A 14,393-nucleotide genomic window follows, 5' to 3' on the forward strand; every position below is an offset into this window, starting at 1 on the left:
AACAAAGCCTTAAAACCAACAATAAATTAAATTATGCATTTCGAATCTATTTTTTTTGAAGACTATATATTAAACGATAAACGGACAACATTGGGCCGCACGATTACCGAAACAGATTTTGTTGTTCATGCCGGACATACAGGCGATTTTTTCCCACATCACCTCGATGCGGAATGGTGCAAGACCCAACCCTTTGGACAACGTATTGCGCACGGAACAATGATCTTTGCGATTGGTATCGGACTGACGGCCTCAGTTATTAATCCGGAAGCATTTTCCAAAGGCTACGATCGTCTTCGTTTTGTCAAACCCGTATTTATTGGCGATACCATCCACGCTGAGGTGACTATTTCTGAAAAATCCGATGCAAAAAAGCCTGAATTCGGTACCGTAGTTGAGCATGTTGAAATTATCAATCAACATGGTGAGGTGGTGTTGGTCGCAGACCATATCCTATTGGCAAAACGCAAGGAAGCTTCAATTTAACCTATTATCACATGGAAATTGGTACAAAGACACCGATTAAGTTAACCGGGGCAGCTTCTACTAAGGGGTATCTGCTTCCGTTTATTCTGATTGTCAGCCTGTTTTTTTTATGGGGTATGGCCCATAATTTAAATGGCGTTCTGATCCCGCATTTGAAAAAAGCCTGTCAGTTGAATAACAGCCAATCGGCACTGGTTGATACTTCAGTTTTCTTCGCTTATTTCATTATGGCACTGCCGGCGGGGTATGTTTTACGCAAATGGGGGTATAAACTGTCTATTATTATAGGACTGGTTACTTTCTCCGTAGGTGCATTTCTATTTATCCCTGCGGCAGATCACCGTATGTATGAGCTCTTCTTGCTGGCATTATTTATTATTGGTTGTGGACTAGCCTTATTGGAAACAGCGGCTAATCCGTATGCTGCAGTTTTGGGTAAGCCCGAAGCAGCAACACATCGGCTTAATTTGGCGGCCTCCTTTAATGGATTGGCGGCAATGGTCGCTCCAGTTGTAGGTACGACCTTTATTTTGTCGGGTACGAGCTATTCAGAAACGGAACTGGCGGCTATGACGGAGAGCAATCGGTTAGCGTATTTGCTTCATGAAGCGTCTTCTGTAAAAATGCCTTATTTGATATTAGGTTTAATCTTGTTAGTCGTAGCACTAGTCTTTTTGTTTGTTAAACTACCTGAAATTCAGGGTGAAAAGACGGAAGGGGAGAAAACACAAAAGTCTGGTTTATTTGCAGTACTTCGACATAAGCATTTGAGTTTTTCTGTAATCGCGCAGTTTTTCTATGTTGGAGCGCAGGTTTGTGTGACCAGTTTTTTTATTCGTATGGCACAGCAGGGAGCCGGTGTCGATGAGAAGACTGCTGGGTATTTCCTAGGTGTATATGGTTTGCTCTTTATGGGCGGACGTTTCGTCGGTACCCTATTGTTGCGTTATACGACAGCCCAGCGTTTATTGGCTATTTATGCTGTTTGTTGCGCTATATTGTCAACTGTAGCCATTTCGGGTACAGGTATGGCCATCTTGTATGCGCTAGGTGGACTTGGTTTCTTTATGTCAATTATGTTTCCTACGATTTTTTCTTTGGGTATTGCTGGACTCGGAAACGAGACGAAACAAGCCTCTTCCTGGTTGATTATGTCAATTGTTGGTGGAGCCGTATTTCCCTTTGTGACCGGAAATATTATTGATGCGCTGCATGATAATACGCAGATTGGTTATAGTGTACCATTGGTCTGTTATCTTGTTATTTTATGGTTTGCACTGAAAGGATATAAACCGGCAAAAGCCTAAGTTGTGTCTCTCCGTGTATTTTAGTGAGCAATTGAAAATATATAGCGCGTGTTTTACTAGTGAAAAACACGTATACCGCCGAAGTTAACGTTGGTTTTGGTGTTAGTGAATTGATTAACAATGATTCGAATATGAATAAAATTATTTTAATTATAGGTTGTTTAATTGCAACAACGACAACATTTGCACAACAGGTAAGTACCTGGATCTGGTATCCTGGAGATTATGAAGTGTGGTTGAGCAACAACATGCAAAATCGTCGTACGGACAGAGGAACCTTCTTTCCTCCGTTTTGGAAGATGGATAGTCACTATGTTCTTGTCGAGTTCAGTAAAGAATTTGATTTGCCTGCTGATGAAGAAATCAGTATTTATGCCGAAGGCAAATATAATGTCAAGATCAACGGGAAAATGCTTCCAGGGGCACCTGCTAAAGTGCATCTTCAAAAGGGAAAGCAAAAAATCAATATTAAAGTTTACAATCAAGGAAATGTTCCCGCGCTGTATGTTGCAGGAAAAAACGTAACGACAGATAGCGATTGGAACGCAACCTATGAAGATAAGGAATGGATTGACGAGACAGGTAAAGCGTCTGATCAATCTGGAACAAGCTATGTTAAGGCCGGTAAATGGAACTTTAACGGACCAACAGCTCGACCATCCACGTTTAAATTGCCCGTGAAACCACAACAAGCGCTTTCGCAAGAAAAACAAGGTAATGGTATTTTGGTCGATTTCGGAAAAAATACATTTGGTTTTCTTACCCTGCATAAGCTGGTGGGGACAGGTCGCCTGAACATCTATTATGGCGAATCCCGAGAGGAAGCACTTTCGACGAAAACCAGTGAGACCATCGATTTACTTGAGGTACATAATCAACAGCCACAAGATAGTACACTTGATCTATCCAAAGCTTTCCGCTTTGTTTATTTAGAACCCGAAGGATCGGTAAAGTTTGATCAAATATCCATGGAATATGAATACTTACCAGTGGCAGATCGCGGATTCTTTCGTAGTTCCGATAATGAATTAAACAAGATATGGGATGTTGCCAAATATACCATGGAACTAACCACACGTGAGTTTTTCATTGACGGTATCAAACGCGATCGCTGGATTTGGAGCGGTGATGCCTATCAATCTTATGCGATGAATTACTATTTGGGATTTGATTCCGAGTCAGTCAAAAGAACGATTTTAGCCTTACGGGGTAAAGAGCCTACAATCAGCCATATCAACACCATTATGGACTATACCTTCTATTGGTTTTTGAGTATCGCCGATTATTACCGTTATACCGGTGATAAAGAATTTATAGCAGGCATTTATCCACGTATGAAAAGTCTGATGCAGTTTTGTTTGGATAGAAGAAATAGCGATGGTTTGATGAAAGGTTTAGCTGGCGATTGGGTATTTATTGACTGGGCCGAAGGTCTCAGCAAGCAAGGGGAAGTGAGCTTTGAACAATTATTGCTGTGCCGCAGTCTCGAAACCATGGCGATGTGTGCCGACTTGGTTGGCGAGCCGAAAGACAACCAACACTATCAACAAGAAGCTCAACAACTCAAAGATAAACTATTTGCCTATTACTGGAACGATCAGAAAAAAGCTTTTGCACATAGCCGTATTGATGGTAAGCAAACCGATAACGTGACACGCTACAGCAATATGTTTGCGATTTTCTTTAATTATCTGAACGAACAGCAACAGGCAGGCGTGAAGGCTAATGTCTTGTTAAATGATCAGATACAACAGATTACCACGCCTTATATGCGTTACTACGAACTTGAAGCTTTGTGTGCACTTGGTGAAAAGGACTATGTGATGAAAGAAATGAAAGACTATTGGGGCGGTATGCTAAAACTTGGTGCGACGACCTTCTGGGAAGAATTTAATCCAGCAAAAAAAGGAGCCGAGCACTATGCGATGTATGGAAGAGATTTTGGTAAGAGCCTTTGTCATTCGTGGGGAGCAAGCCCGATCTATTTGCTGGGCAAGTATTATCTTGGTGTACAACCAACGGCTGCGGGTTATTCGCAGTACGAAATCAAGCCCTATTTGGCATCCTTAGCGTGGATGGAGGGAAAAATACCAACACCAAAGGGTGAGATTGAACTTTACGTGTCGAAAAACAAGATCAAGGTAAAATCACCTGTTGGAACAGGGACATTAAAACTGCGGAGCAAGGTTGTTCCACGCGTGAAACACGGTCAAGTAAAACATATCTCAGGAAACGACTATGAGCTCGTTTTGGAAAAAGGAATAGCATATGAAGTCGATTACAAATACTAGGTTATATAAAAAAATAGTCGTGTCCAACCTGAGTGTTGCCTTGTTGCTGTCGATGTCTGCGATTTCAGTACAGGCGCAAACGGTAGACGGTAAGCCAGCGGTCATCCCACCGGTACCGAATGGTCAGATTGCCGCGCCTTGGGAAAATCCGATGATTACTTCCATCAATAGAGACCCCTCACGTGCGACAGGATATTCCTATGCCACGCTTGAAGAAGCCTTGAAGAATGAAAGAGAAACAAACAAACGGATGCTTTTTTTAAATGGCGAATGGGATTTTAAATTTGCCTTCAAACCGGCGGATGCACCGCAAGATTTTCATTTATCCGAGGTCAAGGGATGGGACAAAATCCAGGTGCCTTCCAATTGGGAGATGAAAGGTTATGATATTCCCATTTACCGTTCGGCAGTCTATCCATTTAGCCCAATTGATCCGCCGCGCATTCCCAAAGATTACAATGGTGTAGGGTCTTATCAAAAAACGTTCGAATTGCCCGAATCATGGGATGGAATGAATATTACCTTACATTTTGGTGGTGTTATCTCTGCCTATCAGTTGTGGATTAATGACAAATACGTAGGTTATGCGGAAGACTCCTGCTTGCCATCTGAATTTAATGCCACACCCTATCTTAAAAAAGGTAAAAATCGCATCTCTATCCAAGTCTTGCGTTGGAGCGATGCTTCCTATCTAGAAGATCAGGATCATTGGCGCATGAGCGGTATTCACCGGGAGGTGTTTTTGATGGCCGAGCCAAAAGTTCGTATTGCTGATTTTCATTGGCAGGCAACTTTAGATGCTGATTATCAAGATGCCAAATTCTCGCTTCGTCCAAAAGTTGATAATTTTTCAGGCGACAGTATCAACGGTTTTACGCTAAAAGCACAGTTGTATGATAGCAATAATAAACCTATTCTCGACAAACCATTGGAAAAAGATGCGTCGGTTATCTTTGATGAAATCTATCCGAGATTGGATAATGTGAAGTTTGGACTATTGGAAACGATGATCAAAAATCCAAAGAAATGGTCGCCGGAAGAACCTAATCTCTACCGTTTGGTACTGACGCTTTACGACAAAGAAAATCGTTTGCTCGAAGCGAAGACCTGTCAAGTAGGGTTTCGGAGCATTGCTTTCTCTCCAAACGATAGCAAACTCCTGATCAATGGTAAAACGACCTACCTCTATGGTGTCAACCGTCATGATCACCATCCTGAACGCGGGAAGGCACTGACACGGGAAGATATGGAAGCGGATATTCGCCAAATCAAACAATTTAATTTTAATGCTATCCGGACTTCTCATTATCCGAATGATCCCTACATCTATGAGCTCTGTGACCGTTATGGTATTATGGTGATGGATGAAGCTAATATGGAGACCCATGGACTTGGTGGAAAACTCATGAACGATCCCTCCTGGCTGGCGGCACTTCAGGAACGTGTCACACGCATGGTGGAACGGGACAAGAATCATCCTTCCATTATCATATGGTCGTTGGGAAATGAATCTGGAAGAGGTCCGAATACAGCCGCGATGGCTGCCTGGATCCATGATTTCGACATCACACGTCCTGTACATTACGAACCAGCAATGGGAAGCCACCAACTACCGGGTTATATCGATCCTTCGGACCCACGTTATCCAAAATCCAACGATCACTCGCACCGGATTCAAAATGTGAAGGATCAGTATTATGTTGATATGGTATCGCGGTTCTATCCCGGTATTTTTACTCCTTCATTACTCTTAAATCAGGACAATGGCGACCATCGCCCGATCCTCTTTGTTGAATATACCCATTCCATGGGCAATTCGACCGGTAACATTCGTGATTTCTGGGATATCTTTCGTGCCCATCCCCGTTTGATCGGTGGTTTTATCTGGGACTATAAGGATCAGGCCTTGATTCGCAAAGATTCCGTTTATGGTAAAGTATTGGCCTATGGTGGTGATTTTGGCGAAAAAGTACACAATGGCGCTTTTAGTTTGAATGGTATCACCGATGCCTGGGGGCGACCAAAAGCGGCGATGTATGAGAATAAACGAATCTATCAGCCTGCAGCGGTCACTTTGGTTGATCCAGAAAAGGCCACGGTACAAGTAAAAAATAGATCAGCGGTGCTCAACCTAAATCATTATGATGCTGTCTTATTATTCCGCAGAAATGGGCTGCTGGTGAAAGAAGTGCCTATATCGGCCATGAATCTGGCCGCAGGCGATTCTGCACAGGTAAGCTTTGCCAAATATTTACCTTTCAAGCGTGCCGCAGATCAGGAATATCAGCTCGATATTCAATTTCGTTTACGGGAAGCGACAGCATGGGGACCAGCAGGATTTGTCGTCTCTTCATCGCAGGTTCGATTGCAGGAACAATCCAATGTCCTACGACCTTTATCATACAAAGGAGGTCAATTGATCAAAACAGAAACTGCCGATAAGTATCAGATCGCAGGCAAAAACTTTCAGGTTAGCTTTGACAAATCGACTGGAAGTTTGACTGCGTTTAATTACAAGGGACAGGAAATAATCAAAGATGCCATTCGCCCAAACTTTACGCGGCCGGCTACGGACAATGACCGCCGGGGCTGGAAACCAGATAAAGAACTAAAATATTGGTATGGCACACCAAAAGTAGTGTCGGTAAACGCGCAGGAAAAAGATCAAGGGTATGAAATACAGACACTGTATGCCCTTGCAGCTGATTCTGCACAGGTAAAAGTGATCTATACGGTGAAAAATCCAGGTATTGTATCGGTAAACTACCAGCTGCAGGTGAAGGCTGGGTTACCTAATATCCCGAAAGTAGGACTTCAAATGGGGATCAATCCTACATTTGAAGATATCCAATATTATGGCCTAGGGCCAATGGAAAACTACCCTGATCGTGCCTATGGTTTTGATCTCGGTGTTTATCATATGAACATCGATCAATTCATGGAACACTATCTTTATCCGCAGGAGAATGGAAATCGGATGGATGTTCGTTGGATGCACCTCCAAAATAAAAATGCTGGACTCTTGGTTATCGGCGAGCAGCCGCTGTATATGAGTGCATGGCCTTATTCACAAAAAGCAATCGTCGAAGCAAAACACTGGTTTAAATTGAAAAAAGAAGATAAGATTACCTTAAATGTCGACTTAAAACAGATAGGTGTTGGCGGAAATGATACTTGGACAGATGTGTCGCAACCGTTGGAAAAATATCAAATTCCGGCAAAAGACTACAACTATTCCTTTTATTTGATTCCGACGGATTTGAAACAATCGGTCGAGGATTTTGTGAAATCTAATTAAAAGATTAGCAGGAAGATATCCTGTAAAAAAGTTAAATCCTGTAAGAGTCGACTAGTTGAAATGACGCGATAAGGGAGATACATTCAAAATTGAAAGAAATAGGCTGTCCAACCTTTTTGGATAGCTTTAAAGAACAAGATAAGATATGACGAGGATTAAGTTGCTATTAGGGACAAGTCTTCTTTTTGGCTGTTTGAGCGGCAATGCACAGATTAAAGGTATTCCAACGGCATTAGTTCCTTTGGATCAACATTCGTTTGAACAGGCAAAACCTTGGGTATTTTGGTACTTTATGCATGCCAGTTATTCCAAGGAAGGGATTACTGCGGATCTGAAAGCGATGGCAGAAAATAAGATCGCAGGAGCCTATCTAGCACCGATCAAGGGCAAAACCAATCCGCCTCTTTTCGATCCGCCAACAGAGACGTTGACACCAGCATGGTGGGATATGTTCAAATATATCGTCCGTGAAGCAAAAAAATACGGAGTAAAAATAGCTTTATTGCCCAATGATGGATTTGCAACCGCGGGGGGACCGTGGATCAGTCCCGAGAAGTCGATGCAGAAAGTCGTGTATGCCGATACCATAATCGATAGCAAGGGGAAGCGGTTGCGGAATATTCAGTTGCCACAACCACAAGCCCAACAGGGCTATTACGAGGATATTGCGTTATTTGCAATGCCACTGACACATTCGCCGCGAAAGAGCTTTACGGAGAAGGTCCACGTATCCAATAGCTATGGCGAAGATCTAAAACGATTGGCTGAAAGAGGCAACAAACAAAATTTTGCAGCAGCTGCAGCAGGATGGATCCAATATGCTTTCGAACAGCCTTTCCCTTGCAATTCATTGAAAATTGAATGGACAGCATCCAATTACCAAGCAAACCGTTTGCAAGTTTGGGCCAGCGATGATGGCCTAAATTTTCGGAAGATCACACAATTAGAATCCCCAAGAATGGGCTGGTTGGATTGGGATAATGGCGTAACACATCTGATCCCCTACACCAAAGCGAAATATTTTCGCTTTGTATACGATCCTACAGGAAGTGAACCGGGAGCCGAAGATCTTGATTCCGGTAAATGGAAACCTTCCCTAAAATTAAATGGAATCAGTCTGTTTGAAGATGCACAGGTTAATCAGATCGAAGGCAAGACAGGAGAGATCTGGCGTGTTGGGAAAAAATCCGACCCAAGCGCTGTTGCCAAGGAAGCTGTTTTCGGACAACAGCAGCTTATCCGTTTGCCTAGGCCAGACCAAGCAGGTCGTGTAGACTTAACATTACCAGCAGGAAAGTGGAAAATATTGCGTCTTGGACATACCTCCACAGGTCATAAAAATGAAACTGCTGGGGCTGGAAAGGGGCTGGAATGTGATAAATTGGACGCTACTACAGTTGCTTTTCAATTTGATCAGTGGTTTGGAGCAGCCAAAAAGCATGTGGATCCACAGTTGTCTAAAGAAGTCCTCACGGTATTTCATATTGATTCTTGGGAATGCGGTAGTCAAAACTGGACCCGTAGTCTTCCGGATGAGTTTTTAAAACGCCGGGGTTATGACCTGACTGACTATTTACCAGTTTTAGCGGGTTGTTTCGTCAATAGTGTAGAAGATTCCGAAGCCTTTTTGCAAGATTACAGACAGACCATCAGTGAGCTGTTGCAGGAGAAAGGCTATGCTACACTACGTCAGAAAGCGGATGAATACGGTGTCGAATTTACGGCCGAAGCCACGGCTCCTGTGATGGTCGGTGACGGGCTAGCCCATTTTGCTTCAACCGATCGTCCAATGGGTGAGTTTTGGCTCAGAAGCCCTTCGCACGATAAACCTGCGGATATCTTGGATGCCATCTCAGGAAGCCATATTTATGGCAAGCAGGTCACCATGTCCGAAGCCTTTACCCAGATTCGGGCCCAATGGGACGAACATCCACGGCTCCTGAAAAGTCTTCAGGATCGTAATTATACCTTGGGGATCAACAACCTGGTCTACCATGTGTATGTCCATAATCCCTGGATGGACCGCAAGCCCGGCATGACCATGGATGGTATTGGTACCTATTTTCAACGCGATCAAACCTGGTGGAAACCCGCTAAAGAATGGGTCAATTATGCGATCCGTTCACAGCAGCTATTGCAATACGGGGTACCTGTACGCGATGTAGCCGTGTTTATTGGTGAGGAGATTCCACGAAGGTCTGTACTCCCCAGTGCTTTGGTCGATGTGTTACCTGGTATTATCGGTGAAAGCCGTGTCCATCGGACAGATTCTTTGTTGGCCAATATCGGCCTACCCTTACAAAAAGTTGCGGGTGTGACTACAGGAGCCAATATGTATAGACCCGAAGATTGGGTCGATCCACTAAGCGGCTATGCCTACGATTCCTTCAATCCCGATGCACTTTGGAACCAGACTAGGGTGCTAGACGGTAAGGTGATTTTTGCGGATCATATTGCTTATTCTATTCTAGTGATGCCAGGCAAAACTGCGTTGAATCCAAATGGCAGTCAATATTCCCTTCGTACGCTAGAACGCATCAGGAGTCTTGTCAATCAAGGGGCTACGGTGCTCTTCCAAGATATACCAAAGACATGGCGTGGCAAACTGACGGACGAAAAAGCACAACAGTATCGCGCTTTGCTCGCAGAATTATTCAGCGACCTCAAACCATTTACAAATACAACAATACAAGTTAAACAATTCGGCAAAGGCCGTGTGCTTGTTGGCCACTATGAAGCGAAAGATTTTAAGCCGCTAAATATTGCTCCCGATGTGCTGATCAACGAAGGGCGTAATCCACATTTCTCCTGGAACCATCGCCGTTTCGATGGTGGTGATTTGTTTTTTGTAGCCAATCAAGATAGTTTAGCGCAAAAGGCAACTTTATCTTTACGGACAAAAGAAAAATATGCCTACCGTTACGATCCTGTAAGCGACAAACTAGCGGTTTTACCGTTTAAAGTGATCAACGATAGGACAGTGGCTGAACTATCGTTTGATGCTTATCAATCTGGCTTTGTATTGACCAGCGATAAAAAAATCGATATACCGACCTATCAATACTCCGGAAAAACAGCTTTGACAGGACCCTGGTCATTTACGGCTGATGGGCTGTCCGGCAAGCAAGCAATTAAACAGCAAGAGCCTCAGTTTTGGACAGCCAGTGCAGACGATGACATTAAATATCATGCTGGATCGGGAAGCTATGAGACAACGTTGCGTGTTCATGAAATTGGTAAAAAACAGCGTGCTTATTTGCAATTTTCAGAGATCGAATCCATGGCTGAAATTTTCGTCAATGAACAGTCTGCTGGGGTTGTCTGGACCAAACCTTATCAGATCGATGTAACTGATTTTATCCGGCAAGGTGATAATAAAGTACAGGTCAAGGTCTATAATACATGGGGGAACCGTTTCCTTTATGAAAAAGAGAATACAACAGTAGAAAAGAAAATACAGACTACAGCGTCAGACAAGTTCCTCAAAGGCTTATTACCTTCCGGATTACAAGGGAAAGTTGACTTGCTGTGGTTAGATGAAAAATAAAAAAAATGAAGAAGCGTAAGTTAATCATGATCGCCCTTTCTGCCGCATTTGCCTGGAAAGGACAGGCGCAAGAAAAGTCAATTACCAATACAGGATCGAGCCCCTATGCTGTTCAGAAAGCCGTAGATATGGGGGATGTGCAATGGACCAAAGGTTTTTGGGCCGATCGTACAAAGTCATGCTATGAGCAGATGGTGCCGCAACTTTGGCACGTCTATACTGATGCTTCCATCAGTCACGCCTATCGGAATTTCGAAATTGCGGCAGGCTTGGAGAAAGGAGAACATACAGGGCCATCCTTTCATGACGGCGATTTTTACAAAACATTGGAAGCTGTCTGCGCAATCTATGCACAGACAAAAGATAAAAAGCTGCTTCACATGCTGGATGAAGTTATTCCCGTTATCCGCAAAGCGCAACGTGCCGATGGCTATATTTATACCAAGGCGACAATTGACCAGCAGCGATCGGGACAAAATATTGAGTTTCAAGATCGGCTGAGCTTTGAATCCTATAATATCGGGCATTTGATGACTGCAGGATGTATACATTATCGTGCGACCGGACAACGCGAGTTATTGGATATCGCAATCAAAGCAGCTGACTACCTGTATGGATTTTATAAAAAATCCAATCCGACCTTGGCCCGAAACGCAATCTGTCCCTCTCATTATATGGGTACTGTAGAACTTTATCGGACGACCAAAGATCAAAAATACCTTGAACTTGCCAAGCACTTGATCGATATTAAAGGTGAGATTGAGGATGGTACTGACGACAATCAGGACCGTATCCCATTCCGCAAACAGCATAAAGCGACAGGACATGCCGTGCGGGCAAGCTACCTCTATGCAGGAGTTGCCGACTTATGTGCCGAGATTGCAGATACCACATTGAGCAACCGCCTTTTTGAAATTTGGAGTGACGTCACCAAGCATAAGATGTACATTACTGGTGGTCTGGGATCGCTGTATGATGGTACCTCACCTGACGGAACTTCCTATAATCCCAGTGAGGTACAGAAAATCCACCAGGCATTTGGACGGGATTATCAATTGCCCAACTTAACTGCGCATAATGAGAGCTGTGCAAATATTGGCAATATGTTGTGGAATTGGCGCATGGCTAATTTCACAGGCGATGCAAAATACATCGACGTATTGGAATTGGCGCTCTATAATAGTGTACTGTCAGGGATTAGTTTAGATGGTGACAAGTTTTTGTATACCAATCCATTGAGTTATTCATCCGATCTTCCATTCCAGCAGCGCTGGTCTAAAAAGCGGGTTCCTTATATCTCATTGTCTAATTGCTGTCCACCCAATATCGTTCGTACGATTGCAGAAGTAGCCAACTATGCTTACGGACTATCCACAGATGCTGTTGCGGTAAACCTGTATGGCGGAAATGAATTGAATACAACATATCAAGGCAAACATATCAACATAGTACAAGAATCCAGCTACCCATGGGAAGGAACCGCCACCTTCACCCTAAAAGAATTTCCTTCCAACTATACGCTGAAACTACGGGTACCGGGTTGGGCTGGAAAGGCAGAAATATGGAAAAATAAGGTAAAAGTAGAAGTACCTATCGAGAAAGGCTATGCCCTTTTAGCAGGATCACTTAAAAAAGGTGATCGCATCGAAATTAGTCTTCCTATGGAAGTTTCTTTGATGGAGTCAAATCCACTGGTCGAGGAAACCCGCAATCAGGTTGCGGTTATGCGGGGTCCTGTGGTTTACTGTCTGGAAAAGCAAGACGTAGCTGCGGATGTCAATATCTTTGATCTGAAAATGAAACAGGGCGAACAGTTCGCGCTGAGAAATGAAAATATCTTGGGACAGGATATTGTCTTGTTGGAAGGAAAAGCCTATCGTACAAATAGCGGGAAATGGAATTCACTATACCGTAAAACTTCCGATGGAAAGCCTGAAACTATCCCTGTACGTTTAGTACCCTATTTTGCTTGGGGAAACCGTACATTTGGTGATATGAGCGTTTGGATGCCAGTTTTTTAAAGCGATAAATTTATGACGATGAAAACTTGTTTTTTTGCGATCGCGTTACTGTTGGCCCAATTGAGTAGCCAGGCGAATGTACGTTTATCGGCGCTCTTTACCGATGGAATGGTGCTGCAGCAACAAAGTAAAGTCCCTGTTTGGGGCTGGGCAGACCCCCAAACAACAGTAACCTTACAGACCTCTTGGAATGGGCAGAAATATCAAGCGAAAGTGGACAAGCTTGGCCAATGGAAAATTGTAGTGCAAACGCCAGTAGCAGGTGGAGCTTATCAGATCAAGGTCTCAGAAAGAAATGTGATTGAACTGCACGATATTTTAATCGGTGAAGTTTGGCTGTGTTCGGGCCAGTCGAATATGGAAATGCCTTTGAAAGGCTACCCAGGACAACCCATCCTCGGTAGTACAGAAGCAATAATGAATTCCAAAGACGATCAATTGCGTATCTATACCGTTCCCCGCAATCCTTTGTTGCAACACGCAGCTGATAGTAAACCAAGTGTTTGGAAAAAAGCTGAAGCGCAGTCTGTAGTTGGTTTTAGTGCAACGGCCTACTATTTTGGTCGACAATTGCGCAAAACCTTAAGTGTGCCAGTCGGCTTGATTCATAGCAGCTATGGCGGTTCAAACATTGAAGCCTGGATGGAGGCATCTTGGCTGGCGGATCAGAAAGATATACAGATCCCCAAACAAGAGGAAGGCTTGAAAGATAAAAACCGCGTGCCGACCATGTTATACAATGGTATGATTCATCCCATTGCCGGTTACGGCATTCGTGGTATCATTTGGTACCAGGGTGAGTCCAATTACGAACGTCCGGATCAGTATGAGATCCTCTTTCCAAGAATGGTCGAAAAACTCCGATCCTTATGGGGAAATCATGAACTTCCTTTTTATTTTACGCAAATTGCTCCATTTGATTACGCTTCATTGCCACCTTATCATGTTGGTGGGAAATACAATTCGGCCTATCTACGCGATGCACAACGTAAATCATTGGACAAAATTCCGTATTCCGCAATGGCGGTCACCTTGGATTTGGGCGAACAAAATTGCATCCACCCATCCCATAAACAACAGTGTGGTGAGCGATTGGCTTACCTTGCACTGCATGATAGTTATGGATTTAGTACACTAAATCTCAAAAGCCCGGTTTATGAAAAGTTAGAAATTAAAGGAAGTACTGCCGTACTTTCTTTCAAGGATGCACCTTTGGGCCTGACCTCATATGGTAAAGAGGTGAAAACTTTTGAAATCGCGGGTAAAGATCAGGTTTTTTATCCTGCTAATGCTGTTTTGAAAGGAAAGACTATTGTATTGGCGTCACCAAAAGTTGATGAACCAGTGGCTGTGCGTTACGCTTTTAAAGATTTCATTGTCGGAGACGTGTTTGGGGCAAATGGACTACCCTTAAGCTCTTTCCGAACGGACGATTGGTAAACA

The 14,393-nt window shown here is 43.5% G+C and carries 7 protein-coding genes; all 7 read left to right on the forward strand.

Going from position 1 to position 14,393, the window contains the following annotated elements; genetic code table 11:
* The first annotated feature begins 33 nt into the window (after window positions 1-33).
* The 7 genes from HPC41_RS22165 (at window position 34) to HPC41_RS22195 (ending at window position 14,390) form a co-directional block, all read left to right on the forward strand.
* Window positions 34-486 carry a MaoC/PaaZ C-terminal domain-containing protein gene (locus HPC41_RS22165; RefSeq protein WP_172396260.1) on the forward strand — a complete coding sequence of 151 codons (453 nt, stop codon included), beginning with the start codon at window positions 34-36 and terminating at the stop codon, window positions 484-486.
* Window positions 487-497: 11 nt separating this feature from the next.
* On the forward strand, window positions 498-1,793 hold the full coding sequence (fucP, locus tag HPC41_RS22170) for an L-fucose:H+ symporter permease (RefSeq protein ID WP_172396261.1): 1,296 nt from the start codon (window positions 498-500) through the stop codon (window positions 1,791-1,793).
* A gap of 131 nt (window positions 1,794-1,924) precedes the next feature.
* Complete coding sequence (locus HPC41_RS22175; RefSeq protein WP_172396262.1) at window positions 1,925-4,084, forward strand: alpha-L-rhamnosidase-related protein; 2,160 nt, start codon at window positions 1,925-1,927, stop codon at window positions 4,082-4,084.
* Window positions 4,062-7,382 carry a glycoside hydrolase family 2 TIM barrel-domain containing protein gene (locus tag HPC41_RS22180; RefSeq protein WP_246250953.1) on the forward strand — a complete coding sequence of 1,107 codons (3,321 nt, stop codon included), beginning with the start codon at window positions 4,062-4,064 and terminating at the stop codon, window positions 7,380-7,382. The genes HPC41_RS22175 and HPC41_RS22180 overlap by 23 nt, the downstream gene beginning before the upstream one ends.
* A gap of 145 nt (window positions 7,383-7,527) precedes the next feature.
* Entirely contained in the window at window positions 7,528-10,929 is a 3,402-nt protein-coding gene (locus HPC41_RS22185; protein ID WP_172396263.1) for a glycosyl hydrolase, read from the forward strand.
* A gap of 5 nt (window positions 10,930-10,934) precedes the next feature.
* The gene (locus tag HPC41_RS22190; protein ID WP_172396264.1) at window positions 10,935-12,950 is read left to right on the forward strand and encodes an aceric acid hydrolase; all 2,016 of its coding nucleotides are present in this window, start codon (window positions 10,935-10,937) and stop codon (window positions 12,948-12,950) included.
* Between the two features lie 18 nt (window positions 12,951-12,968).
* A complete protein-coding gene (locus HPC41_RS22195; RefSeq protein WP_172396265.1) occupies window positions 12,969-14,390 on the forward strand; it encodes a sialate O-acetylesterase in 1,422 nt (473 codons plus the stop codon).
* Window positions 14,391-14,393: the final 3 nt, after the last annotated feature.

Origin of the sequence: Sphingobacterium prati, assembly GCF_013167215.1 — a bacterium.
Taxonomy (GTDB): domain Bacteria; phylum Bacteroidota; class Bacteroidia; order Sphingobacteriales; family Sphingobacteriaceae; genus Sphingobacterium; species Sphingobacterium prati.

Excerpts from the sequence above, each read along its gene's own strand:
- HPC41_RS22175 (WP_172396262.1), top strand. The coding sequence starts at position 1,925 with ATGAATAAAATTATTTTAATTATAGGTTGTTTAATTGCAACAACGACA.
- HPC41_RS22195 (WP_172396265.1), top strand. The coding sequence starts at position 12,969 with ATGAAAACTTGTTTTTTTGCGATCGCGTTACTGTTGGCCCAATTGAGT.
- HPC41_RS22180 (WP_246250953.1), top strand. The coding sequence starts at position 4,062 with ATGAAGTCGATTACAAATACTAGGTTATATAAAAAAATAGTCGTGTCC.
- HPC41_RS22190 (WP_172396264.1), top strand. The coding sequence starts at position 10,935 with ATGAAGAAGCGTAAGTTAATCATGATCGCCCTTTCTGCCGCATTTGCC.
- HPC41_RS22165 (WP_172396260.1), top strand. The coding sequence starts at position 34 with ATGCATTTCGAATCTATTTTTTTTGAAGACTATATATTAAACGATAAA.
- fucP (WP_172396261.1), top strand. The coding sequence starts at position 498 with ATGGAAATTGGTACAAAGACACCGATTAAGTTAACCGGGGCAGCTTCT.
- HPC41_RS22185 (WP_172396263.1), top strand. The coding sequence starts at position 7,528 with ATGACGAGGATTAAGTTGCTATTAGGGACAAGTCTTCTTTTTGGCTGT.